This window comes from Jingyaoa shaoxingensis, assembly GCF_014385005.1.
GTDB classification, from domain to species: domain Bacteria; phylum Bacillota; class Clostridia; order Lachnospirales; family Lachnospiraceae; genus Marvinbryantia; species Marvinbryantia shaoxingensis.
In genome coordinates, this window is the sequence record NZ_JACRSZ010000001.1 from 216,569 (window position 1) to 241,606 (window position 25,038).

Consider the following 25,038-nt stretch of genomic DNA (forward strand, 5'->3'; position numbering starts at 1 on the left):
CATGCTGAATATGATAAAAAAATATAAATGGTCACTGCTGTTTGGCAGTCTGCTTTCTCTGAGTCCGATAATGATAGGACTGATTCTATGGAATAATCTCCCTGTACAGATTCCAACCCATTTTTCCACCGGAAACGTACCGGATGGATGGAGTAATAAGCCCACTGCTGTCTTTGGTCTTCCAATCTTCCTGTTTGCAATGATGTGGTTCTGTTTTCTGATCATCAGTACTGATCCCAGACGCAAAAATATCAGTTCAAAACTGATCCGGTCATTAATCTGGTTCATGGCAGTTCTTTCCCCGGTAGTCATATGTTCCAGCTATGCCATTGCTCTTGGCATCAATGTAAACATCTCTATGATTGTTTATCTAATCATCGGAGTCATGCTCATGATCATTGGAAATTATCTTACAAAGGTAAAACAAAACTACAGTACTGGTATCCGCATCCCATGGACACTGTTCAGTGAAGAAAACTGGAACAGAACCCACCGTGTCAGTTCCCGGATATTCGTCCTTGCAGGACTGGCAATGATCATCAATGCCTTTGTAGATTCCGATGTCATTTTATTTATAATCATTGCTGCACTGCTTACCATACCATATGGATATTCCTTTTTTCTGTATAAGAAAGGGATCTGATCAACTCATAAAATATTTTATTTAGTATGTTTAAAAGAGATATTCATCTGTCAATTACTGACACTTGAATATCTCTTCTTTTATTATGTTGCTTCGTCATACAATATATGATATCATATACTCAGTCAGATGAAACATTGTAGGGATAGTCTGGTGATTGCCTTTCTGGAAACGGAAAGGAGGTATGTATTATGAATACTATTGAAGTGTTAACACTGGTTCTTGTGATTTTTACGATACTTACATACCTTGACAATCACTTTAAGAAATAAGAAGAATGGCTATCTCCTACGCCAATAGGAAATAGCCTCACGTCAAGTTACTGCAATTTGTTTTCAGTGACAATCATCAGACAAGCACTATCCTTTGATTGTTTCTAATCTGATTATAAGTCACACCTTGCTCATTTGCAAGGATAAATTTAGGAATGGGATGTAACTCCAAAACACATCCCATTTTTCATATTATATTTACTTCTCATCCACCACCTGGAAGATGTAGAATTTAAGATAATAGGATTCATCTGCGGACCACAGAATCGGATGGTCTGCTGCCTGGGTGCGGAATTCCACCTGGCGCAGGCGTTTATGGGCACTGACGGCCGCCTGATGTATCACTTTTGTGAAATTCTCGTAGTCCATATAATGAGAACAGGAGCAGGTTGCCAGATAGCCACCGTCTTTCACCAGTTTCATGCCGCGGATGTTGATCTCCCGATACCCTTTCATGGCATTTTTGATGGTATTTTTCGCTTTGGTAAATGCCGGTGGATCCAGAATGACGACATCATACTTCTCCCCTGCTGCTTCCAGTTTCGGCAGTTCATCAAAGACATCTGCCGCGCGGAATTTCACAGTATCCTGCAGTCCATTGCGCACTGCGTTTTCCGTTGCCTGCTGTACTGCATACTCAGAGATATCCAGTCCGGTAACTTCCTTTGCACCGGCGATTCCGGCATTTAAAGCAAAGGTTCCCATATGGGTGAAACAGTCCAGAACACGTTTATCCTTGCAGATTCTCTGGATAGCCAGCCGGTTGTACTTCTGATCCAGGAAGAAACCTGTCTTCTGTCCGTCTTTCACATCCACCAGGTATTTCACACCATTTTCTGTGATCTCTACATTGGTATCGAATTCCGGTCCTATAAAGGCTTTTACTTGCTGCATGCCTTCTTTTTTACGTTCTTTCGCATCACTGCGCTCATAGACTCCGGTGATCTGTATTCCATCTTCAGCCATCACTTCTTTTAACAGGCGAACAATGGTCTCTTTCATCTGCTCCATACCAAGTGCCAGACACTGTACTACCAGTACATTTTCATATTTATCTACGACCAGTCCCGGCAGGAAATCTGCTTCTCCAAAGATCACTCGACAGCTTGAAGTATCCACGGTATTCTTACGGTATTCCCATGCATTCTTCACTCTCATACGCAGGAATTCCTCATTCACTTCCTGATCAGCTTTCCGTGTCATCATCCGGATACGGATCTTGGAATTCTGATTGATGAATCCCCGTCCCATCGGATAGCCGTCAAAATCATGCACGATCACGATATCTCCATTTTTAAAAGTTCCTGTAATCGTAGCAATCTCATTATCATAAATCCACAAACCACCTGACTTGATAGTTCGTCCTTCTCCTTTTTTCAAAGTCACAATTGTATTGCTCATCTGTACTCTCCCATCTATCTCTTGCGAATTGTCTCATCCAGTGCACTGATTTTATCTGCTACACATACCAGCACACTTTCTTTATATTTAGGCGGCTTTAAATTCAGGGGAAACATGTGTTTCTGAATCACATCCTGCTCAATCTCACCTAATTCAAAATCCTTCCTGGCATTTTTCAGTGCTGTTTGTGCATGGGAAAATCCATGCCATCTATGACTGGCATCCTTTTCATGCCAGTCATAAAGAAAATAATCATGGAGCAATGCGCCCCGCATCATGGCATCCCGATTCACTTTTACACGGAACAATTCTGCTAAAAATAAACTGAGTACTGCCACTTTTACAGAATGAGAATACACAGATACTTTCCCATGCTGCATGAACTTCTTTTCTTTCTGCATATTGGAAGATTCCAGAATATTAGCCCCCTTCACATGAACCATCTCATCCCAGTGTGCCCTTCTGTCTTTCCATTTCTGAAACATTCTTTTTGACTTCCTTCCCAGTTCAGGTAGAACTTTTCTTGCTCACCAAACGATAGACTGGCCAGCGTCCGTTATCCTGCAGCTTTTCTGCTTCAACGTTTTCATCATAGTATTCCCTGATATATTGCAGTGTCAAGTCAATTTTGTGATCTACCAGGTATACATGTTCCTTATTAATCAGATCGCGGTATGGATTTTCTATATTATACTCCGCCAGTTTCGCTTTCCAGATCGGATTTTCCATCTCCCATCCGCCGTACCAAATCACATTCTCAAAAGTTCCCTGAGGAATGCTATCCAACATATCATAAAAAGTATAGGATATCGTCTCGATCTTCGCCAGATATAATCCATCCGGATCTATCGCCCGGACATCCTCATACAACCCCTGAAGATATTTCTGATCAATACTCTGTTGTTTTGTAAACACTCTCCAATGGCCTTTCCAGTCTCTCTGATTGACAATCAAAAGTCCCATTACTGCAACGAATGCTGTTTTTTTACTGATCTGAATCTTCTTTTTTTGGTAAAACCAGATCGCAGTCAGAGAAATCGCAAACCACAAAGCAGCTTCTACTCTATTCTTAAGATAACGCCCGGAATAATACAAATAAAAATCAATCATTCCCATTGCCAGAATTTCATAAGCCACAACGATCCAGACTTTTTTGTTCTTTTCTCCCCAGAACAACCATAAAAAGGCAACCATCAGGAAACAGAAGAATACCGTCATACCGGAATATCCAATCGGATATTCTTTCAGAAAATTGATTACCAGTGCTTTACTTAACGTATTTTTCGGTCTGAGCGCATCCAGTTTTTCCAAAGTCTCCAGTGAGAATACGTCCGGATCTCCAAAATTGAGACCTTCCTCTAATATACTGTATGCTGTCTTCGTGATTCCAAGCTCGTTATACAATGCTTTATTTTCTTCATAATCCGGTCTGCTGTAATCTGTCAGATCACTTCTGCAGTTATTATACTTCATGAAAGCATCCCACTTAGGATCTGAGGCATAAATATACTGATCAAACAGTTCTGCGCCAACCATCAACGCCCCCATGAAAATAAAACTGCTAAAAAGAAGTATCAGTTTCTTCTTCATCTGTACACCCCAGCGTCTGGCATCCAGAAGAAAATAAATTCCGATTCCTGCCATCAGAATACAACAGATTGCAGTTTCTTCAAATCGATACAATGAACCGGTAAAGCCCAGCAGGATTCCCCATAAAATCCCATACCATCGGGTCTTTTCCTTTTCTATTTCATAGTACAAAATCAATGCTCCTGCAACCAGCATTACACCCGCTGTCTTACTATACTGCATCCGGATATAACATTCATATCCAAAATAAATCAGCAGTATACTGCTCATCAACATTGCCTGTTCACTTTTCAGCTTCTGAAATATGACATAAGTTACTGTGGAAAATGCTGCCAGTAAAAATGCATACTGCAAAATCGGATACCACGGTATCACACCATGCCCTATACGATAAAAAACAGTATACAGCAATCCCATTAAATAGTTCTGGCAGATTACATGAGCATTTCCTGTTCCCCATGAGCCATTCGCAATCATTGACACACTGATATCATCATTCGTCTCATATCCCGGTTTTAAAAATAACAGCATCACTGCCAGTATCACAATATTTAAAAGGCAGGCAAACCAGACGGTTCCGGTCTGCCTGTCCAGCCATTCTTTGAATTTTTTCACCTTTTACTTCCTCTCAGCTAATTATTCAGGATTTTGTCTTGATCCGATATACTTTCAGATAAGTTGATTCTTTTACCAGTTCTGCTTCTACATCTTTCTGATAGTATTCTTTGATATACTTCAATGTAAGATTTATCTTATCATCTACAATATATACATGTTCCTGATCAATCAGATCCCGATACGGATTTGTCACATGATACTCAGCCATCTTATCTACCCACAGTGGATTTCCCATTTCCCATCCGCCATACCAGACCACATTTTCAAATGTTCCTTCCGGAACCGGTGAAAACATTCCATATCCGGTATACGTAATGGTTCCAAGCTTGGCAAGATACAGACCATCCGGATCCACACTGACAATATCCTCAAATCCTTCTCTTAAATACTTCTGATCGCGTACTTCCTGTTCTGATAAGCCTCTCCATCTGCTCTTCCAGGTACTCTGATTCGCTATCAAAAGACATCCCAGTGCTATCAGCACCAGCTGTCTGTTCAGATGCATCTTTGCGGAATCCAAACACCATATCACAACAAGGGATATTGCAAACCACATTCCTACTTCTACCCGGTTCTCCAGATAGCGTCCTTCATAATAAAGATAGAAATCAATCAGACCCATAGCCAGGATCTCATAGGCAGCCACCAGCCATACCTGCTTCTCTGATTTCCTCCAGAACAGCCATAAGAAAGCCAACAGCAAAAATCCAAGAAAGACGGTTATCTTCACATATCCTACCGGGAATTCCTTCAGGAAATTCTCTGCCAGTGCCCTGCTGAGATTGTTCCGCGGACGCAGTTCATCCATCTTCTTTAAGGTATCTAAGGAATATACATCCGGATCATAGAAATTCAGACCGGTACGAAAGATCTTGTAGGCAGTCTTACTGATCCCCATCTCCTTGTATTCTTCCTCAAAATCAGCAAAAGCCGGAATACTGTAATCTGTTAGATTACTTCGATACTCATTATACTGCATAAATGCATCCCAGTCAGGATCTGAAGCGTAGAGCCGCTGATCCATCAGTTCGCATCCCACCATAAGTATCCCCGTCAGTCCAAACACTCCAAGCATCGTCAGCAGACGCTTCCTTTTCTGTTCTCCCCACTGTTTCAGATTCAGCAGGAAATACAGACCGATACCGGCAATCAGTACACAGCAGACCGCCGTCTCCTCAAACCGGTAGAGCGAACCGGTCACTGCCAGTAAGATTCCCCATACCACTGCTTTCCATCTAATCTTTTCCTTCTCCATTTCATAAAAAAGAAGAAATGCGCCTGCACCCAGCATAATTCCAGCGGTCTTGGTATACTGCATACGGATATAACATTCATATCCAAAGTACAGCAGCAGAATTCCATTCACCAGAAAGGCCTGTTCACTTTGCAGTCTGCGAAACAGAACACAGGTCACTGTAGTCAGTGCAGAAAATACAAAGGTATACTGAAGAACCGCATACCAGGGAATCATGCCATGTCCAACTGTATAAAAAAGATTATACAGCTTTCCCAACAGATAATTCTGGCAGATCACATGCATATCTCTTACACCCCATGCCCCATTTGCAATCATGGAAATACTGATATCATCGTTTGTCTCATACCCCGGTCTGAGAATCAGTAACATCAGAACGAGCACCGTCAGATTAAAAACACAGGCAAACCAGACGGTACTGGTCTGCCTGTGCAGCCATTGTTTCAAGTTTTTCATTTACGCTTTCCTTTTTTACTTTACTTGTCCGTTTCCAGTTATTTATCATATCTGGTTTTGACGCAAATTACAACTCATTATTTTTCTTTTTGATGGATTTTTTACGTGTTTTCTTCGCTTCATACAAATCCTGATCTGCGCTGATAGTTGCCAGATGCAAGTCTTCGTAGCATTCCATCTGAAAGGTTTTAATTCCTACAGAAATTTCCACGTAATATGGTTTCCCGGAAGTCTCATTAAACTGCTTACATGCTTCAACAATACGATTCTTCAGAATATTTTCGAATCCTTCCTTCTCCGAAAATACAAGACAGGAAAATTCATCTCCGCCTATTCTGGCTATCATATCACTTCCCCGGATACAGCTTTTCAAAATATCTGCGCATGACCGGATGGCAAAATTTCCTTCTGCATGTCCCCAGGTATCATTGATCTCTTTCAAATGATCCAGATCACCATATAACAAGTGTGCCTTTCTGGATTCTCCTTCTTCACACAGTTTATTTGCCCGGTCCATAAATCCACGCAGATTCAGCAGCCCGGTAAGCTGATCATAGGCAGACTTCATATCCAGTTCCCGGTTCTTCTCCCTGATTCGTTCCATATCCTGAAACATCTGCTGGCGGTGCAATGCCTCGATCTTATTCAATTCATAGTTATGCAGTGCAAAACCAATCTGCAGGCTGACTACATAATAGAAAGAAAGATCTTTCACCGGAACATCACATACCAGAAGACCGTACTGCCGCTCCCCTGAAAACAGAAGATATACCATAAACTGATGAATCTCTCCATCATCCGTCATATGTGCGATACCATTTTCCTCTGTCACCAGTGGCCGTTCCAGCAAAGAATACGCATAAGTCTGTTCTTTTCTGCAATAGGCTGCCAGACGCAGATTGTCCGGACATACCCATTCATCTTCTCCGTTATAATTAATCGGCAGATCCAGCAAAAACAGATAACTGTTCGGTACTCCCAACGTCTTCATGGCATCCATAATACGCAGACAGAATCCTCTCTCATCATCCACGGTCTCATTCAGTTCCCTTACCATCAGCGGAATCAGCCAGGAATTTCTCTGAAAATCTATAAATTCCTGCTGTTTCTCTGCAATCTCATGACGAAGTCTCTGGATCTCTTCTGCTGCCCCTTCTTCATTGAAATAATTCTTCTCTTCTTCTTTAGGCTTTTTACCCTTGCATCCGCAGGATTCTCTTACGACCAGCCTGGTCGGATACCGACAGAATGGTACTTCTTCTCCATCCAGAATGCGGAGCATATTCTGAACAGCCAGCTTACCCATAGAACGTCCATCCTGCAATACCGTTGTCAGCGGAGGATCCGTTCGCAGTGACAGCTCACTGTTATCGTAACCAGTTATAAAAATGTCTTTGCCTACACGCAGTCCTCTTCTCTTACAGACTCTGCATCCTGAAAATGCCATCTCATCATTGGCAAATGCAATGGCATCTGCATCAGGATTTTCATCCAGAAGCCGCTCTACGTTAGCATCTATGAACTCTGAGTAGTCTCCTGGTGCGATCATCTTTGGTTCTACCCTTAATCCATGGGCACTCATGGCATCCAGATATCCCTGAAAACGCTCGTGGGCATCTGTGTTGCCTTCCGGCCCCTTTACAAACAGTATCTTCCTGCATCTATGTTCCTCAATCAGGTGCTCAACTGCTGTGTGCAGTCCCTGATAATTATCTGATATGATGGAATAGCAGTTGGGCAAGTCCACTCTATCTGTCAAAAACACCACCGGCAGATTATTATATCTCCGTGCAAACGCAGTCGAGTTACCATCTTTGAAATAAGTACCGATCGTACCGTAATTGATTATGACCCCCTTCACTCCTGCGATCCTGCAATAATCATAGATCGTATTGAACTGATAATCATAAAATGCATTACTTTCCTCTCCCAGCGCCTGTTTCAAAAAAACCTTCGTCTGCATTCCCAGAAAATAAAATATGTTAACGCTCTCTTTTTCTGCCTCTTTTGATATTCCCCTTATAAGCTCCTTTGGGAAATAGGTATGAACGCCGCCAATCAGAACTCCCAGCGATTTCTGCGTACTGTTCTCCATTGAACTCACCTCAGATATTTTTTGTCAATTTTAACATATGACATTTTTCATATCTTAACATAATTATACATTTTTTTCAATTTATTCCGCAAAAAATTAGTTTTTTTATCACATTTCCGTTCTGCTCTGCACCAAAAAAAGAATCCATGTATGACTACATCTGTCATAATGGATTCTCTTTTCTTTTTTATTCTGTCTTAAAGATTCAGGATCCAGAGGAGGGATGCCAGTCCGCCTATCAGAACCTCAAGTGAAATAATAGTATCTGCATATCCCCATAATCCAATCATGCTAATCACAATTGCCGTCAGCAATGATACCATGCTCAGCATCAGTGCCACTGTCAGAAATGCTGCACTTTCTTTTGACATTTTTCCTTTTTCCTGCATTAATTCATACATAAATCTCATACTCGCCTGCCAATCCTTTAACTTTACCTATATTCTAACAGTGCTATGTAAAGTTCATTATCCGCTTTATGTAAAATGTATGTAAGTTTGTGGTAAAAATGCCATCTGCTACAGCTGACTTACATCCGGATGCTCTCCGGTAATATAAAACAGTACCCACTCTGCAATGTTGGTGGCATGATCCCCGATTCGTTCCAGATATTTGATGATCATCAGAAGGTCTGCTTCCTGTTCTCCGCCTTCGCTGCTTTCATTGATCTGACGAATGATCTCTTTCTTGATTCGGGAGAAATAGTCGTCTACTACATCATCCTGGTGGATGACTTTTACTGCCTTCTGGGCATTTTTCTCAATATATGCATCCAGACTGTCCTTCAGCATATTGATCGTCTCTTTTGCCATTTTCTTCACTTCTGTAAGATCATGTGGATAGCCGGACTGTGTCAGCTGCAGGGTGATCTCTGATATATCTGCTGCATGATCCCCGATGCGCTCCATATCGGTCACCATCTTAATGGCAGATGAGATCTGTCTCAGATCAGTAGCCACCGGCTGCTGGGATAACAACAGCTGCATACAGAGATCTTCAATTTTTTTCTGTTGATGGTCTACCTTTTCATCATTCTGAATGATCTCTTTTGCTTTTTCCTGATCTTTTTCCAGAAGTGCTGTCATGGCATCCTCAATGGCTGTTTCAATCATCTGCCCCATATTGCACATCATCTTTTCCAGTTCTGATAACTGCTTGTTATAATAATCTCTCATATCAACCAAACCTTCCTGTGATATAATCTTCTGTTCTCTTATCAAATGGCTTGGAGAACAGTTTCTGAGTGTTTCCATATTCTACCATCTCTCCCAAAAGGAAAAATGCGGTATTGTCTGATATACGTACTGCCTGCTGCATATTGTGAGTTACAATAACAATGGTATAGTTCTTCTTCAGTTCCAGTGCCAGATCTTCAATCTTAGATGTGGAGATCGGATCCAGTGCAGAAGTAGGTTCATCCATCAGCAGTACTTCCGGCTGTACAGCCAGTGCTCTGGCAATACAAAGTCTCTGCTGCTGGCCGCCGGACATACCCAGGGCGCTCTTTTTCAGACGATCCTTGGTCTCTTCCCAGATTGCTGCGTCACGCAGGGATTTTTCTACGATATCATCCAGCTTTTCCTTTGAACGAATTCCATGGGTACGCGGCCCGTAAGCAATATTATCATATATACTCATTGGAAAAGGATTCGCTTTCTGGAACACCATTCCCACTCGTTTTCTTAACAGGTTTACATCCATATTTCCGTAGATATCCTCTCCGTCCAGGCGGATATTCCCTTCGATCCGGCAGCCCTCCACCAAATCATTCATACGGTTCAGGGATTTTAACAGCGTGGACTTTCCACATCCGGACGGTCCGATAAATGCTGTAATTTTATTCGGTTCAATATCCAGATTGACATCTTTTAATGCATGAAAATCTGAATAATACAGGTTCATATTTTTTATCTCAATCTTGTTCATTCTCTATTTCTCCCGTCAGCTTTTCGCCAGTTTCTTTGCCACCAATCCAGACAGGCTGTTGATTGCTACTACCAGTATCAGAAGGATGACCGCTGTGGCATAGGATTCATCTACATGAAGACCCTCACTGGATAAGTTATACATATGTACTGCCAGAGTACGTCCTGATCCCATCAGTCCGGACAGGCTGTGCGGAACCTGCGCCACAGTTCCCGCTGTATAGATGAGGGCCGCCGTCTCTCCCACAATTCGTCCAACTGCCAGAATCACACCTGCCAGAATACCAGGGATTGCGGTCGGCAGGATCACGCTGAATACTGTTCGCAGCTTTCCAGCCCCCAGTCCAAAACTTCCTTCCCTGTAAGAATCCGGTACGGATTTTAAAGCCTCTTCTGTAGTTCTCATAATCAGTGGCAGAATCATAATCGCCAGAGTAAATGCACCAGCCAGTATGGAGTTACCCCATTTCAAATAAGTAACAAAAAACAGGAAGCCAAACAGACCGTATACAATAGAAGGTATTCCGGAAAGTGTCTCTGTAGTCAAACGGATCACTTTCACAAATTTGTTGCCCCGTTTCGCATACTCTACCAGATAGATGGCAGAGAAAATACCAAACGGTACGGCAATTACCAGAGATACCAGGGTCATAATAAGGGTATTAATAATGGCCGGCATCATGGATACATTATCCGAAGTATACTCCCATGCAAACAGAGACGGCTTCAGATGTGGTACCCCTTTGATCAGAATGTAAGCGATCAGAAACAGTAATACAGAAAAGGTGATCACAGCTGCCAGCATAACCAGAATCACAAGAATCAGTGATCCGGTATGGCCTTTATATTTTTTCAAATTCATGTTTATGCATCCCCTTTCCGGTTGTTCAGACAGGCAATGGTAAAGTTAATAATCAGAATAAAGATAAACAGTACTACTGCCGTAGCAATCAGTGCTTCTCTGTGAAGTCCGGTTGCATAACCCATTTCCAGAACGATGTTAGTGGTCAGGGTTCGTACTCCCTGTAAAATACTGTTTGGCACTCGTGCCTGATTTCCTGCTACCATCATAACTGCCATTGTTTCACCAATGGCACGCCCGATTCCCAGAACCACACCTGCCATGATACCGGACTTTGCTGCAGGAATCATTACAGTAAAAATACTGCGTTCTTTTGTTGCTCCCAGAGCCAGTGCTCCTTCAAAATAAGCTCTCGATACGGTACGCAGAGAACTTTCTGTTACTCCGATGATGGTTGGCAGAATCATCATGCCAAGAAGAATAGAAGATGTTAAAATACTGCTTCCATTGGTTTTTCCCTGGAATAAAGTACGGATTACCGGAACCAGTACCACCAGTCCGAAGAATCCATATACAATAGAAGGAATTCCTGCAAGAAGTTCAGTTGCCATCTTCAGAGGTCTGTAGATTTTCTTTGGGCAATACTCTGCCATAAATACAGAAGTAAGAATACCCACCGGTACACCGATCACAATCGCTCCGGCGGTTACATAGATACTTCCGAGAATCATTGGGAAGATACCAAAGATATCATTTCCCGGTTTCCATTTTGTTCCAAGTAAGAATTTGAATACACCGATTTTTCCCATAGCCGGCAGACCGTTTGCAAACAAAAATACACAAATCAGCACTACTGCCAGTACAGAAGCACAGGCGGCAATGAAAAATACCGCCTGCATTATCAGTTCTTTAAAGTTTGACTTCATACAACTGCTCCTATTTATCCGGGATCCTTATTTTGCCAGATCTCCCCATGTGGTTACTTCACCTACATAAATGTTCTTTACCTGGTCTGTTGTAAGATCATCTGTCGGGTTATCATTATTTACAATAATTGCAATACCATCGTTTGCGATTGTGGTAGCGGTAAGACCTGCTTCCAGTTCTTCGTCTTTCAGATCTCTGGATGCCATTCCGATGTCGCAGATACCGTCGATTGCGGATGTCATACCTGTGGTGGAATCACTCTGCTGAATCTCGATCTCAGCATTTGGATTTACTTCTGCGTAAGCTTCTTTTAATTTTTCCATAACCGGTGTTACAGAAGAAGAACCTGCTACTACTACTTTTCCTTCTGGCTGTGTAAACTCTGCTTCTGTTGAATCAACAGCAATATATCCGTTCTCTTCTACTACTGCCTGTCCTTCCGGGCTTAAGATGTAATCAATGAAATCCTGAGCCACATCACTCACTTCTCCGTTGGTTGCAATGTTGAATGGTCTGGATACTTTATATTCTCCGGATTTGATGTTTTCTGCTGTTGCTTCTACTCCATCGATCTTAACTGCTTTCACGCTGTCATTTAAAGATCCAAGGGAGATATAACCGATGGCATCCACATTGCCTGCTACGGTAGACATCATAACTGCTGTATTATTTGTAATTTCTGCTTCTTCTGTTGTGTTATCTACTTTATTGCCATCTGCATCTTTTTCTTCTACACCAAACAGTTCAATGAAAGCTCCTCTTGTACCGGATCCATCCTCTCTGGATACTACAGTAATTGGATCACTGCCAAGGTCTGCTGCCATAGTTGGCACTGCCATTCCTGTTGCCATTACTGCTGCTAAAGCCATCACTGCTATTTTTTTCATAATGATTATCCTCTTTCTGCAGGGTCTCTATTTTTAGTTTTTTATTTTTCTTTTTGTTTTTTCTTTTCTCTCAATCACCCTACGCCAGTTATATTATCAGTGGAATGTAAAATTCATTACCATCTGAATGTAAAAAATATGTAAGTTTGCAGTAAAAAACACCCAGACGAAAAAGTACTCTTTTTTCATCTGAGTGTCTGTTATGGTTACTTCAACTAATTATGTACCAGTGCTCCGCCATCGTTCATTCCCAATGGCTAGATGATTCCTCGAATCTCTTCTATACTTTCGTATCCGTTATCTTCCAGATATTTTTCCATTCCGTCTATGATATCCATGCTGATATCTGGCTTCATAAAAGTAGCGGTACCTACCTGAATTACTGTAGCGCCTGCCATGATGAATTCGATGGCGTCCTGCCAGGTGGTGATGCCTCCCAGTCCCATAACCGGGATGTTTACTGCATGGCTGACCTGATGTACCATACGCAGGGCAATCGGCTTAATGGCAGGACCGGAAAGTCCGGCATATGTATTATTAAATACCGGTTTCTTTTTCTGCAGATCAATTGCCATGGCAAGGAAGGTGTTGGTCAGGGATACACCATCTGCCCCTTCTTCTTCGCACATTTTTGCCAGAGATACGATGTCTTCTGCATTTGGAGATAATTTTACCACCAGCTTGTGACGGCATATCTCACGGATCTTCCGCACGATCTCTCTCGCTACCTCTGTCTTGGTTCCAAAATTCATTCCGCCGCTTTTTACATTCGGACAGGAAATATTCAGTTCCAGAATATCCAGATCCACCTGATTTAGTTTCTCCATTCCCTTCAGGTAATCTTCGATGGAATGACCGCCCAGATTCACAATATTTACCAGATTCTTCTGATTGATCCAGTCCAGATCCTTTTCAATAAAGGCATCTACACCTGGATTCTCCAGACCTACACTGTTCATAATACCGCTTGGTGTCTCCCAGATACGAATCCCGTCATTTCCGCCATGAGGATGCTCCAGAAGTCCCTTGGAGCATAAGCCTCCCAGACGTTCAATATCAAAATATTCATTTAATTCTCTTCCAAATCCACAGGTTCCGGAAGCAAGTACCACCGGATTCTTGAACTCTACTCCGGCAAATGTCGTCTTCAGTCTGCTACTCATTGCCAAACACCTCGCTTCCTAAAAATACCGGTCCGTCCTTGCAGACCTTCTTATTGCCTCCACTGGTCTTGCAGGTGCATACCAGACAGGCTCCGATTCCGCATGCCATGCGGTTCTCCATAGATACATACAGAGGCGCTGTTGCACCCACTTTCTGACATTTTTCATATAATACCTTCATCATAATGCCAGGTCCACAGGTACAGATGGCATCATAATCACATGGATTGATATCATCCGTTACAAAACCGCCTACGTTAACAATCACATTGTCTGCAACTGCCTTGTATTCCTCAATGAGAATCGGTTCTCCTGAAAAGCCCAGATATACATCTACCTGCACTTCCGGGTCTGCTGCCTTGTAGGTCTTCGCCGCAAGGAAAAGCGGTGCAATTCCAACGCCACCTCCCACAAGGGCAATCTTCTTCTTTCCCGCAAGTTCCGGGAATCCGTTGCCGTGAGGTCCGTCCAATGTGATCTCTGCTCCTGCTTCCAGTTCTGATAACAGCTTTGTTCCTTTTCCGATTACTTTATATAAAAAGCTGACGCTCTTTTCATCTGCATCAAATACACTGATCGGTCTGGATAATACCGGATAGGTATCCCATGCACGGAGCATATAAAACTGTCCCATACGGGCATCATTGTCCTGTTCTGCCTTCATCAGGAAAAAATCCTGATCCACTTTCTGATTACTGAGTATTTTTCCCATTCTATACTTTCTCCCTTAACTGACTTATCCTGCCTGATACACAATCTTACCGCCACAGATGGTATACTGCACCTTCCCGGTCAGTTCCATACCGATAAACGGTGAGTTATTCGCCTTAGAATAAAAATGATCTTCTACCGTCCATTTCTTATCCGGATCAAAGAGTACAAGATCCGCTGGTCCTCCTTCTGTAACACGTCCTGCATTCAGATGATATAACATCGCCGGATTAATTGTCATCTTCTCTAGCAGATCGATCAGTTCCAGTTCTCCTGTCTTTACCAGATTCGTGATCCCCAGTGCCAGTGACGTTTCCAGACCGATCATACCGCTTGGTGCATCTTTGATATCCTTTGCTTTTTCCTCTCTGCTGTGAGGTGCATGGTCGGTTGCAATGATATTTAAGGTACCGTCTTTTAATCCTTCGATAATTGCCCGCCGGTCTGCTTCCGTACGAAGCGGCGGGTTCACCCTTGCCAGTGCTCCCTTTTCCAGTACCAGATCTTCTGTCGCTGAAAAATGCTGCGGTGTGACTTCTCCATAAATTCTTCCGCCTCTTCTCCAGCACTGACGCACTGCTTCCACAGACTCTGCGCTGCTGATATGCTGAATAACCGTCTTGGCACGAGTCTGAAGGGTCAGCTCACAGTCTCTTCGTACCATTTCATACTCAGATCTTGCCGGTGCACCTCCATAATTCAGCTTTTCTGATACTTTTCCCTGATTCACGCCCGGGCGCTCAATCAGATCTGGGTCCTCTTCATGAAGACTGATCGGAACATCCAGCTCTGCTGCCAGTTCCATGGCTGCCTTCACCGTCTTGGCGTCTTTAATTGGAATACCGTCATCTGTGAATCCTACAGCACCTGCCTTCAGCAGGTCTCTGAAATCCGTCAGATTCTTCCCGTCAAAGGCTTTCGTCACTGCTGCTGTGGCATAAACATGGATATTCGTTTTCTTTCCTTTGTCCACAATATACGAAACCGTATCCACATTATCAGCAACCGGTTTCGTATTTGCCATGCAGACTACAGAGGTAAAGCCTCCGGCCGCCGCTGCATGGGCACCACTGTAGATATCTTCTTTATAAGTCAGTCCCGGATCACGAAAATGTACATGGGTATCCACCAGTCCCGGTGATGCCACCAGTCCCTTTCCATCCAGTACCTGATCCTCTGCCTTCGTCTCCACTGTTCCAATTGCCGTAATCTTCCCATTCTCGATCCCAATATCTCCTGTCATATCTGTTGCGGATGCCGGATCCAGAATTCTCACATTTTTAATAACAAACATCTGTCTTCTCCCGTTCTCTAACTCAGATGAAACTCCTGATTGTTCTTTGACTTGATATTCAAATTAATCGTACAGTCTGCCATATGTTCATAGTTCAGATCCAGAATATAGCGTACTTCGATATCAATGTTCTCCTCTGTGGTATTCACATCAATATTGGTAGCTGAGATCCCCACCATCAGATTGCCAAACGGAGTACTGTAGCAGGTCATGTTCTTTTTGTCTTTTTCAAAAATCATATGCACATTGGTCAGTCCTTTTTTGGTGACTTCCATGCCATGCTCATCCAGCTTGATCAGATTCTGAATCTTCCCGTCCATCCCCTCTACTACCTCTTCATAGGTGATATAGTGCTTATTACCTTTTTTCAGGTACTTGCCATGGGTGACGATCTCCACCTCATCCTGATCATCGGTCATCATCTGCATGCCTTTTACACTTACCAGAACTTCTTCTGTCATATTACTTCCTTCCTAATACTCTTCTATGTTAATCTTCTTCGCCCTGTCAATATCAATCGGCAGAATGGCATTGGCAAAATCACGGAAACTCTCTGCCGCATCACTGACAAAGAACTCATACGGATTCTCCCCTTCCGGTACACTGTCACTGGCAATTTCATACTCATTCAGCAATTCGTGAAGCTGAAGTGCTGTCTCATATGCCGGATTCACCAGTGTCACCTTTTCACCCATCAGTTCCCCGATCATGGAGCGGAGTAACGGATAATGGGTACATCCCAAAATCAATGTATCGATATCTTTATCCTTCAGTTCCTCCAGATAACGGGCTGCCACTTCTCTGGTCACCGGATCCTTTCTCCAGCCTTCCTCTACCAGTGGTACAAACAGCGGACATGCTTTGCCAATCACCTCAGCCTGTGGCTTGATCTGATGAATAAAATCCGTATACAGTCCGCTGGCAATGGTTCCCTTTGTGGCAATTACACCGATCCGGTTATTCTTTGTTGTCTTACACGCAACCTTGGCTCCCGGTTTTACCACGCCAATGATCGGAATATCCACTTCCTTCTGCATCTCTTCCAACGCCAGTGCACTTGCTGTATTACAGGCTATCACCAGTGCCTTCACATCCTGGGTCTGAAGGAAATGAACAATCTGTCTGGAAAACCGTATGATGGTCTCTTTTGATTTATTTCCATATGGGAGTCTTGCCGTATCACCAAAATAAATAATACGCTCGTTTGGAATATTTCTCATAATTTCCCGCACCACAGTCAGACCGCCAATACCAGAATCAAATACCCCAATTGGTTTGTCTTTTTCCATTTTAAATAGTCACCTTTCTGATTTACAGAGTAGTTACAGTATACTGCACCCCCTGAAAAAATTCAACCATGGTCAGAAGATCACCGGTTCTTTCTCGATAAATGCAAAAGACAGATTCTTCTCTTCCTCCCATCCAGCCTTGCCACTGGTGGCTTCTGTCACTGCTTCTTTTAATTCTGTGATCTTTTCCTCTTCCACAAGAAGCTGTAATTTTACCACGTCCGTATACTGGGAATCTATGATTGGGATTCCTCTCTGTCCCAGCAAATACTGCAGTTTCCCCACGCCATTGTAGTCTGTCCGGATAGTGATTCTGCTGCCCTTCGTCTTTTCGATGATGATGCTTTGTTTCAGACCTTCCTGCACACTTCTGGAATAAGCCCTTACCAGACCTCCTGTTCCCAGCAGTGTTCCTCCAAAATATCTGGTTACCACTACTGCCACATTATGCACGTCTTCTCCCAGAAGTACATCTAGCATCGGTCGCCCCGCCGTTCCCTGCGGCTCTCCGTCATCACTGCACCTTTGTATCTCCTGCCGCTCTCCAATCACAAAAGCAAAACAGTTGTGTGTGGCATTCCAGTATTTCTTTTTTAATCCTGCAATAAATTCCAGTGCCTCATCCTCTGAATCCACCGGTTTTACTGTTGCAATAAAACGGGACTTTTTCTCAATCAGCTCCCCTTCTCCGCCTTCATATACGATCTTTGTTCCCATGTAATCTCCTAAAATGTTACTTTCATTTCTATATGCTCTGGTTATTTTATCATACTTTTTCTCTCTGGAACAGACCCGGTCGTGATTTTGCCAGATTCCTTCTGGCTCTTTTTTTTATCTGTATATTTTGGTATACTGTGGGTAAAGTATCAGAAGAATGGTCTGATATCATTACTGAAATTTTTAATCTAAGACACAAAGGCAGGATATTTACCATATGAAATACGGAAGACAGGATATTCAAAAGAAAAAGCGCAATATGACCGCAGAAAAGATTGAACAGAAGGCAGGCATGACCCTGGAGCGCCTCCTGATTCTGATCTCAGTGACCATTCTGGTGGGGCTGGTCTGTGGCGGCTATGGCATCATGCAGGGACTGATCAAAAGTGCTCCGGATATCACCGATCTGAGCACAGCACCTTCCGAATCGGCTACCTATATCTATGATGCAAATGGAAAGCAGCTCCAGAAACTGACTGCTCCTACTTCCAACCGTACCCCGGTGTCCATCAGTCAGGTACCGGAAGATCTGCAGCATGCAGTGGTCGCCATCGAAGATGAGCGTTTTTATGAACATAACGGCATTGATGTACGCGGTATCCTGCGTGCTTTCGTGGTGGGAATCACCGGCGGCAGCTTTTCCGAAGGTGCCAGCACCATCACCCAGCAGTTACTGAAAAACAGTGTTTTTACTGACTGGGTCAGTGAATCCACTCTGGTGGAAAGCTTTAAACGAAAGTTCCAGGAACAGTATCTTGCCATGGAACTGGAAAAAGATATGGAAAAAACCTATTCCAAACAACAGACTAAGCAGAAAATTCTGGGGGATTATCTGAATACCATTAATCTGGGTGCCGGCACTTACGGGGTTCAGGCTGCTGCAAAACGGTATTTTAACAAGGATGTGTCTGAACTGACTCTGTCTGAATGTACCGTCATTGCCGGCATTACCCAGAATCCTACCGGATATAATCCGATTACCAATCCGGATGCCAACGCAAAACGCCGAAAAAAAGTTCTAAATGCCATGCTGGAGCAGGGATATATCTCAGAGTCTGCTTATCAGGAAGCTCTTTCCGATGATGTTTACTCTCGTATTCAGGAAACTGCTTCCGAGACAGATGACAACGGTATCTATTCTTATTATACGGATGCCATGATTGAACAGATTCTGGAAGATCTGGTAAAGGAAAAGGGCTATTCCAGCACGCAGGCGTCCCACGCCCTGTATTCCGGAGGTCTGCGCATTTACAGTGTGCAGGATGCTGCTATACAGCAAATCTGTGATGAAGAATTTGCCAATGCAGACAACTATCCAGCCGAGACACTGATCGGTCTGGATTATGCCCTAAGTATCCAGAAAGCTTCCGGCGAAACCATTCATTATGGAAGCAATGACGTTCAGGCTTACTTTGAAGAACAGGATGGTTCTTTTAATATGATGTTCTACGATGAAGATACCGCCCGTTCTTACGCTGAGCAGTTTAAATCTGCCATGACCGGAGAAAATGACACAGTACTGGGAGAACGCATTTCTCTGGTTCCACAGCCTCAGGCTTCGGTTGTCGTCATTGACCAGTCTACCGGCTATGTTAAAGCTATTGTGGGCGGACGTGGATCCAAAGAAGCCAGCCTGACGCTGAACCGTGCTACTTCAACCCGCCGCCAGCCCGGTTCCACTTTCAAACCAATTGCAGTTTATGCACCGGCACTGGAATCCGGTGGCAAGACTCTGGCTTCTGTATATGACAACGCACCATACCAGTATGAATCTGGGACGGAACTGAAAAACTGGGACAGCGATTATGGATACAGCGGTCTGGAGACAATCCACACGGCTTTGATGAAATCTGTGAATGTAGTTGCTGTCAAGGTACTGACAGAACTTACCCCACAGGTAGGTCTTGATTATCTGGAACGGCTGGGGATCACCACCCTCTACGATCAGGACACAGACAGCAATGGCAATGTCCTCACCGATGCCTACCAGCCTCTGGCACTGGGCGGTGTTACCGACGGAGTTGTCAATCTGGAGTTAACCGCAGCTTATGCTGCCCTTGCAAACGGCGGAAACTATATTAAGCCAAAATTTTATTCCCGCATTGAAGACAGTAACGGCAGCGTCATTCTGGATAACACCAGTGAGCAGACTCAGGTATTTTCCGCTGCTACTTCCTACCTGATCACTAAAGCCATGGAAGATGTGGTCCGTAATCCTCTGGGAACTGCCTATAATATGATTAACCTTGGCGATATGCCGGTTGCAGGCAAGACCGGTACTACGGATTCTGCAAAGGATATCTGGTTTGAAGGTTATACCCCTTATTACACCTGTGGTGTCTGGGGCGGCTACGACAACAACGATGCCCTGCCTGACAGTGATGTATCCTACAGCCGTTATGCAAAGGTTCTGTGGAATGCCATTATGACAAGAATCCACTCTGAACTTCCGGTTACAGACTTTGTACAGCCGGAAGGCATCACTACGGCACAGATCTGTAAAAAATCTGGTAAGCTGGCTGTTGCCGGGCTGTGTGATAATGACCCTCGCGGATCTCAGGTTATGACAGAATATTTTAAAGAAGGTACTGTTCCGACAGAATCCTGTGATGTGCATGTATCTGCAAAGATCTGTAATCAGACTGGTAAACTGGCTTCTTCCACCTGTCCATCCACCACAACCAAAGTATATATCCGACGACCGGATGGAAGTACCGGAACTACCGACGATTCTAATTATGCTGCTCCAACTGAAACCTGTCCCGGACATGGTTCTGCCATCAAGATCGAAGGCAGTTCCGAAAAGCAGAGTGAATCAGACCCTCAGGATGGCGTTATTGATATCGGCGGTATCGACCTTTCCTCCGGCAGCTCTGGGAACGTAGTCGAAGACAACGCTGATAACGGTAATACCTCTTTCGAAAACATCCCGTCTGATGAATACTACGACGACGGAATCATTCGGATCTATTGATTTGAGTTATTGAAGCCATTAGGGACGCTGTTGCTTTTTCTCAGACATGATCAACAACGAAAATGAAGAAAAGCCCGGCAGGGGAGAAAGTGGTATTTTAAATCCACATTTTTCACCTCTGCCGGGCTTTATTCTGCACTTATCGTGTTAATAAAGAGCCGCAAAACTCCGTCCTATGGCTTACAGTACCATCTTGGCTGCGCCATAGATTCCCGCATCATTTCCCAGCTCTGCCAGGGCAAATCTGACCTGTTTGCAGGTCATAAATGCGTTTGCCGTATAATACTTCTTAATGTAATCGATCACAACCTGTCCAGCCTTGGACACACCACCGCCGATAACGAATACCTCCGGGTCAGCGACACATGCCACATTGGCCAGCGCTGTTCCAAGATATTTGCCGAATTCCTCAGCAACTTCCATTGCCAGGGCATCTCCTGCCTTCACAGCATCAAATACCGTCTTGGCACTGACTTGACCATTTCTTAAAACAGACGGCATATCGTCTTTCTGAAGTCTGCGGTTTGCCAGATAAGTAATACCTGTCGCACTGGCTACCTGCTCCAGACATCCCCGGTTGCCACAGTTACAGTTGCGTTCCACATCATCGGTTACATGGATATGACCAATCTCTCCACCAGCCCCATGGACACCGGTTACTATCTTACCATTGTTAATGATACCTCCCCCTACACCGGTTCCCAGTGTAACCATGACAACGCTGTCACTTCCGGCACCGCCGCCCTTCCACATCTCACCAAGGGCTGCCACATTGGCATCATTGCCAGCCTTAATCGCAAGTCCAGTCATCTTTTCCATGTCATCTGCCAGATTCACGTATCCCCAATGCAGATTTACTGCTCCTGCTACTTCTCCCTGATCATTTACCGGTCCCGGTACACCGATTCCAATACCTGCGACCTCTTCCTTGTCCAGATTCTTCTCGCTGATCTTCTTCAGAACCGTCTCTGCCACATCCGGTAGAATGGCTGCTCCGTTATTCTCTGTTCTGGTAGGAATCTCCCACTTTTCCAGAAGCTCTCCTTTTACTGTAAAAAGACCGCATTTTACTGTTGTTCCTCCAACGTCAATCCCAAATACATACTTCTTCATTCTGCCTGTTCCCTCGCATTCTTTAATTTTCTCTTCTCTTTACCAGATTCTGCTGAACTCTGTTATATAATTCCTGTGCTGCATTGTATCCCATCTTCTTCTGTCTGTGGTTTACCGCAGCAGTCTCTACAATAATTGCCAGATTACGTCCCGGACGAATCGGTATGGAATGACATACGACCTTATTTCCAAGAAACTCGGTATATTCTTCCTCCAGTCCCAGCCGGTCATACTCTTTCTCCCGGTCCCATTCCTCCAGCTTGATGACCATATCAATACTCTGATTATTCTTAACACTCTCTACACCATACAATGTCTTGACATCAATAATACCGATACCACGCAGTTCGATAAAATGACGGGTAATATCCGGTGCCGTACCCATCAGAGTCACATCACTGATTTTGCGGATCTCCACCACATCATCAGATACCAGACGGTGCCCTCTCTTAATCAGTTCCAGAGCTGCTTCACTTTTACCGATACCACTCTCACCCATAATCAGCACACCTTCACCGAATACATCTACCAGCACGCCATGAATTGAGATACATGGTGCCAGTTCTTCATTCATCCATCGGATAATCTCTGCCATGAAATTCGAGGTGGCCTTTTCTGTATGAAAAACCGGTACGCCGTAAATGTTGCACAGATTCAGAAGTTCTGTATCAGGCTCCGTCTTGGAAGTAAATATGATACAAGGAATCTTGAAAGAAACGAACTTCTCATAGATCGGTAGCTTCTGTTCCATGGGAATACCCTGCAAATAGGTATATTCCACATACCCCACAATCTGTACCCGCTCATAGGCAAAGTGATCAAAATATCCTGTGAGCTGAAGTGCCGGACGATTAATATCCGGGACATGTACTTTTATCTGCGAAATGTCAATCTCCGGTGTCATATTTTTCAGATTCATCTGTTCTGCCATTTTAGTCAAGGGAATACAACTTGCCATTTGATTTCTCCTCACTTCTCATCTTAAATTAAGATTCGAACGCGTATCTTCTGCCGCGCCCTACAATAATTTCAGTATAACACATCCCTATTTTAACATCAATGAAAGAAATCATATACTTTCTGCGCTGCCACGCGGTTCATGGAATCAGTCTGTTCCAGTTCTTCCAGTGTAGCATCCCGTACTGCTTCTAGAGATTTAAATCGGCGCATCAGTGCCTTTCTTCTGGTTTCTCCGATTCCTTCAATGTCATCCAGAACAGAATGCACCTGCTGTTTTCCTCTTAAAGATCTGTGGTATTCAATGGCAAAACGGTGCGCCTCATCCTGAATTCTGGTAATCAGGTGGAATCCCTCAGACCTTGTATCAATCGGTATCTCTTCGTTATTATAGTATAATCCCCTGGTTCTGTGATGATCATCTTTTACCATACCGCAGACCGGAATGGTAATATGAAGTTCATCCAGCACACGCAGTGCCACATTTACCTGACCTTTTCCGCCATCCATCATGATAAGATCCGGGAAACGGCTGAATTTACCATAATCTTCTTTTCCTTCCTGCCGTTCTGCCATACCATGTTCAAATCTTCTTCGCAACACTTCTTCCATACTGGCATAATCATCCGGTCCTTTTACTGTCTTGATCTTAAACTTGCGGTAGTCACTCTGCTTTGGCTTGCCTTTTTCATAAACAATCATGGAACCCACAGATTCAAATCCACTGATATTGGATATATCGAATGCTTCCACACGCATTAGATGCTCCAGCCCCAGCCAGTTGCCAATCTCTTTTAAGGCACCGATCGTCCGGCTCTCTTCCCTTCGAATCTTTTCACTGTCCTGAATCAATACCATACGGGCATTCTTCTCTGCCAGTTCTACCAGTTTTTCTTTGGTACCTTTTCGCGGTACCCGGATATGCACCTTTGCATTCCTTCTGGCGCTAAGCCACTGTTCCAGGATCTCCTGATCTTCAATTTCCTCCTGCAGCATGATTTCTCTTGGAATAAACGGCGTTCCGGAATAGAACTGCTTCAGGAAACTATTGATAATCGTACTTCTGCTGTCATGAGGTGCCACCTGCAGATAAAAATGTTCCCGTCCAATCAGTCTGCCGTCTCTTACAAAGAATATCTGCACCACAGCTTCTTTTCGATCCGTAGATACTGCGATAACATCCTTATCTTCTCCGTCACTGGCGGTGATCTTCTGTTTCTGTGCCACCTGCTTCACACTGGTAAGCAGGTCTCTTTTCTCAATTGCTTTTTCAAAGTCAAGCTGATCCGATGCTTCCCGCATCTCTTCTTCCAGCATTTGAATCACCGGCCGATAATTGCCATTCAGGAATTCCAGTGCCTGTTCCACATGTTCCCGGTAATCTTCTTTGCTGATATAGCCCTGACATGGCGCATCGCACTGCCGGATATGATAATTCAGACATGGACGGTCCAGGCCGGTATCCCTTGGCAGACTTCGATTACATGTGCGCAGATGAAAGAGCTTATTCAGCAATTCTATGGTATCTTTGACCGCCCCTGCACTGGTGTATGGTCCAAAATATCTGGACTTGTCTTTTTTCATAGTTCTGGAAAAAAGAATACGCGGGAATTCCTCCCCAACTGTCACCTTAATGTATGGATACGTTTTGTCATCCTTGAGCATGGTGTTGTATTTCGGTCTGTGTTCTTTGATCAGATTACATTCCAGCACCAGTGCTTCCAGTTCCGAATCCGTAACAATGTATTCAAATCTCCGAATTCTGGTCACCATCTGCTCGATCTTTGGTCCCTTGTTCCGGCTGGACTGAAAATACTGCCGGACACGATTCTTCAGACTGACTGCCTTTCCCACATAAATAATTGCATCTTTTTCATCATGCATAATATAAACTCCCGGCTTAGCCGGGAGTTTTTTTAATTCTTCCTGAATATCAAACATCTCTGTCT

Annotated in this window: 22 protein-coding genes; 2 read left to right on the top strand and 20 right to left on the bottom strand. The window is 43.8% G+C overall.

Annotation, left to right across the window (positions count from 1 at the left end; all coding sequences use genetic code 11):
- Position 1: 1 nt before the first annotated feature.
- Complete coding sequence (locus H8716_RS00970) at positions 2-643, top strand: SdpI family protein (RefSeq protein WP_249306611.1); 642 nt, start codon at positions 2-4, stop codon at positions 641-643.
- 470 nt (positions 644-1,113) lie between these two features.
- On the opposite strand, the gene H8716_RS00975 is transcribed toward H8716_RS00970, so the two are convergent.
- The 17 genes from H8716_RS00975 to H8716_RS01055 form a co-directional block, all read right to left on the bottom strand.
- Positions 1,114-2,316: a class I SAM-dependent rRNA methyltransferase gene (locus H8716_RS00975; protein WP_249306612.1), complete on the bottom strand. Its 1,203-nt coding sequence runs from the start codon at positions 2,314-2,316 to the stop codon at positions 1,114-1,116.
- 14 nt (positions 2,317-2,330) lie between these two features.
- On the bottom strand, positions 2,331-2,801 hold the full coding sequence (locus H8716_RS00980) for an HD domain-containing protein (RefSeq protein ID WP_249306613.1): 471 nt from the start codon (positions 2,799-2,801) through the stop codon (positions 2,331-2,333).
- Positions 2,802-2,823: 22 nt separating this feature from the next.
- Positions 2,824-4,521, bottom strand: a complete 1,698-nt coding sequence (locus H8716_RS00985; protein ID WP_249306614.1) for a hypothetical protein — start codon at positions 4,519-4,521, stop codon at positions 2,824-2,826.
- Positions 4,522-4,546: 25 nt separating this feature from the next.
- On the bottom strand, positions 4,547-6,235 hold the full coding sequence (locus tag H8716_RS00990) for a hypothetical protein (protein ID WP_249306615.1): 1,689 nt from the start codon (positions 6,233-6,235) through the stop codon (positions 4,547-4,549).
- 67 nt (positions 6,236-6,302) lie between these two features.
- Positions 6,303-8,330, bottom strand: a complete 2,028-nt coding sequence (locus H8716_RS00995; protein ID WP_249306616.1) for a diguanylate cyclase domain-containing protein — start codon at positions 8,328-8,330, stop codon at positions 6,303-6,305.
- A gap of 197 nt (positions 8,331-8,527) precedes the next feature.
- Positions 8,528-8,740 carry a hypothetical protein gene (locus tag H8716_RS01000; protein WP_249306617.1) on the bottom strand — a complete coding sequence of 71 codons (213 nt, stop codon included), beginning with the start codon at positions 8,738-8,740 and terminating at the stop codon, positions 8,528-8,530.
- Between the two features lie 108 nt (positions 8,741-8,848).
- Positions 8,849-9,505 (bottom strand): phosphate signaling complex protein PhoU, encoded by a 657-nt coding sequence (gene phoU / locus H8716_RS01005; RefSeq protein WP_249306618.1) that lies wholly within the window; start codon positions 9,503-9,505, stop codon positions 8,849-8,851.
- Position 9,506: 1 nt separating this feature from the next.
- Positions 9,507-10,256: a phosphate ABC transporter ATP-binding protein PstB gene (gene pstB, locus H8716_RS01010; protein ID WP_249306619.1), complete on the bottom strand. Its 750-nt coding sequence runs from the start codon at positions 10,254-10,256 to the stop codon at positions 9,507-9,509.
- 15 nt (positions 10,257-10,271) lie between these two features.
- Positions 10,272-11,117: a phosphate ABC transporter permease PstA gene (gene pstA, locus H8716_RS01015; RefSeq protein WP_249306620.1), complete on the bottom strand. Its 846-nt coding sequence runs from the start codon at positions 11,115-11,117 to the stop codon at positions 10,272-10,274.
- A gap of 2 nt (positions 11,118-11,119) precedes the next feature.
- A complete protein-coding gene (pstC, locus tag H8716_RS01020) occupies positions 11,120-11,983 on the bottom strand; it encodes a phosphate ABC transporter permease subunit PstC (RefSeq protein ID WP_249306621.1) in 864 nt (287 codons plus the stop codon).
- Between the two features lie 27 nt (positions 11,984-12,010).
- On the bottom strand, positions 12,011-12,871 hold the full coding sequence (locus H8716_RS01025; protein WP_330606402.1) for a substrate-binding domain-containing protein: 861 nt from the start codon (positions 12,869-12,871) through the stop codon (positions 12,011-12,013).
- Between the two features lie 257 nt (positions 12,872-13,128).
- Entirely contained in the window at positions 13,129-14,034 is a 906-nt protein-coding gene (locus tag H8716_RS01030) for a dihydroorotate dehydrogenase (RefSeq protein ID WP_249306622.1), read from the bottom strand.
- Positions 14,027-14,746 carry a dihydroorotate dehydrogenase electron transfer subunit gene (locus H8716_RS01035; protein ID WP_249306623.1) on the bottom strand — a complete coding sequence of 240 codons (720 nt, stop codon included), beginning with the start codon at positions 14,744-14,746 and terminating at the stop codon, positions 14,027-14,029. The genes H8716_RS01030 and H8716_RS01035 overlap by 8 nt, the downstream gene beginning before the upstream one ends.
- Positions 14,747-14,770: 24 nt before the next feature.
- Positions 14,771-16,039 (bottom strand): dihydroorotase, encoded by a 1,269-nt coding sequence (locus H8716_RS01040; RefSeq protein WP_249306624.1) that lies wholly within the window; start codon positions 16,037-16,039, stop codon positions 14,771-14,773.
- A gap of 17 nt (positions 16,040-16,056) precedes the next feature.
- A complete protein-coding gene (locus H8716_RS01045) occupies positions 16,057-16,500 on the bottom strand; it encodes a DUF1934 domain-containing protein (RefSeq protein ID WP_249306625.1) in 444 nt (147 codons plus the stop codon).
- 12 nt (positions 16,501-16,512) lie between these two features.
- Positions 16,513-17,328, bottom strand: coding sequence for a glutamate racemase (gene murI / locus H8716_RS01050; RefSeq protein WP_249306626.1), 816 nt, complete (start codon positions 17,326-17,328; stop codon positions 16,513-16,515).
- Between the two features lie 72 nt (positions 17,329-17,400).
- Positions 17,401-18,045: a YigZ family protein gene (locus H8716_RS01055; RefSeq protein WP_249306627.1), complete on the bottom strand. Its 645-nt coding sequence runs from the start codon at positions 18,043-18,045 to the stop codon at positions 17,401-17,403.
- Between the two features lie 217 nt (positions 18,046-18,262).
- Here H8716_RS01055 and H8716_RS01060 point away from each other — a divergent pair, with 217 nt between their 5' ends.
- Entirely contained in the window at positions 18,263-21,019 is a 2,757-nt protein-coding gene (locus H8716_RS01060) for a transglycosylase domain-containing protein (protein ID WP_249306628.1), read from the top strand.
- A gap of 180 nt (positions 21,020-21,199) precedes the next feature.
- Here H8716_RS01060 and H8716_RS01065 read toward each other — a convergent pair whose 3' ends face one another.
- The 3 genes from H8716_RS01065 to uvrC all read right to left on the bottom strand — a co-directional run bounded on the left by H8716_RS01065 (position 21,200) and on the right by uvrC (position 25,030).
- Positions 21,200-22,132, bottom strand: a complete 933-nt coding sequence (locus tag H8716_RS01065; RefSeq protein WP_249306629.1) for an ROK family glucokinase — start codon at positions 22,130-22,132, stop codon at positions 21,200-21,202.
- A 22-nt stretch (positions 22,133-22,154) separates the two neighbouring features.
- The gene (gene hprK, locus H8716_RS01070; protein WP_249306630.1) at positions 22,155-23,090 is read right to left on the bottom strand and encodes an HPr(Ser) kinase/phosphatase; all 936 of its coding nucleotides are present in this window, start codon (positions 23,088-23,090) and stop codon (positions 22,155-22,157) included.
- A gap of 98 nt (positions 23,091-23,188) precedes the next feature.
- The gene (uvrC, locus tag H8716_RS01075; protein WP_249306631.1) at positions 23,189-25,030 is read right to left on the bottom strand and encodes an excinuclease ABC subunit UvrC; all 1,842 of its coding nucleotides are present in this window, start codon (positions 25,028-25,030) and stop codon (positions 23,189-23,191) included.
- Positions 25,031-25,038: the final 8 nt, after the last annotated feature.

Excerpts from the sequence above, each read along its gene's own strand:
- H8716_RS00970 (WP_249306611.1), top strand. The coding sequence starts at position 2 with ATGCTGAATATGATAAAAAAATATAAATGGTCACTGCTGTTTGGCAGT.
- H8716_RS00975 (WP_249306612.1), bottom strand. The coding sequence starts at position 2,316 with ATGAGCAATACAATTGTGACTTTGAAAAAAGGAGAAGGACGAACTATC.
- H8716_RS00980 (WP_249306613.1), bottom strand. The coding sequence starts at position 2,801 with ATGTTTCAGAAATGGAAAGACAGAAGGGCACACTGGGATGAGATGGTT.
- H8716_RS00990 (WP_249306615.1), bottom strand. The coding sequence starts at position 6,235 with ATGAAAAACTTGAAACAATGGCTGCACAGGCAGACCAGTACCGTCTGG.
- H8716_RS00995 (WP_249306616.1), bottom strand. The coding sequence starts at position 8,330 with ATGGAGAACAGTACGCAGAAATCGCTGGGAGTTCTGATTGGCGGCGTT.
- H8716_RS01000 (WP_249306617.1), bottom strand. The coding sequence starts at position 8,740 with ATGAGATTTATGTATGAATTAATGCAGGAAAAAGGAAAAATGTCAAAA.
- phoU (WP_249306618.1), bottom strand. The coding sequence starts at position 9,505 with ATGAGAGATTATTATAACAAGCAGTTATCAGAACTGGAAAAGATGATG.
- pstB (WP_249306619.1), bottom strand. The coding sequence starts at position 10,256 with ATGAACAAGATTGAGATAAAAAATATGAACCTGTATTATTCAGATTTT.
- pstA (WP_249306620.1), bottom strand. The coding sequence starts at position 11,117 with ATGAATTTGAAAAAATATAAAGGCCATACCGGATCACTGATTCTTGTG.
- pstC (WP_249306621.1), bottom strand. The coding sequence starts at position 11,983 with ATGAAGTCAAACTTTAAAGAACTGATAATGCAGGCGGTATTTTTCATT.
- H8716_RS01025 (WP_330606402.1), bottom strand. The coding sequence starts at position 12,871 with ATGAAAAAAATAGCAGTGATGGCTTTAGCAGCAGTAATGGCAACAGGA.
- H8716_RS01030 (WP_249306622.1), bottom strand. The coding sequence starts at position 14,034 with ATGAGTAGCAGACTGAAGACGACATTTGCCGGAGTAGAGTTCAAGAAT.
- H8716_RS01035 (WP_249306623.1), bottom strand. The coding sequence starts at position 14,746 with ATGGGAAAAATACTCAGTAATCAGAAAGTGGATCAGGATTTTTTCCTG.
- H8716_RS01040 (WP_249306624.1), bottom strand. The coding sequence starts at position 16,039 with ATGTTTGTTATTAAAAATGTGAGAATTCTGGATCCGGCATCCGCAACA.
- H8716_RS01045 (WP_249306625.1), bottom strand. The coding sequence starts at position 16,500 with ATGACAGAAGAAGTTCTGGTAAGTGTAAAAGGCATGCAGATGATGACC.
- murI (WP_249306626.1), bottom strand. The coding sequence starts at position 17,328 with ATGGAAAAAGACAAACCAATTGGGGTATTTGATTCTGGTATTGGCGGT.
- H8716_RS01055 (WP_249306627.1), bottom strand. The coding sequence starts at position 18,045 with ATGGGAACAAAGATCGTATATGAAGGCGGAGAAGGGGAGCTGATTGAG.
- H8716_RS01060 (WP_249306628.1), top strand. The coding sequence starts at position 18,263 with ATGAAATACGGAAGACAGGATATTCAAAAGAAAAAGCGCAATATGACC.
- H8716_RS01065 (WP_249306629.1), bottom strand. The coding sequence starts at position 22,132 with ATGAAGAAGTATGTATTTGGGATTGACGTTGGAGGAACAACAGTAAAA.
- hprK (WP_249306630.1), bottom strand. The coding sequence starts at position 23,090 with ATGGCAAGTTGTATTCCCTTGACTAAAATGGCAGAACAGATGAATCTG.
- uvrC (WP_249306631.1), bottom strand. The coding sequence starts at position 25,030 with ATGTTTGATATTCAGGAAGAATTAAAAAAACTCCCGGCTAAGCCGGGA.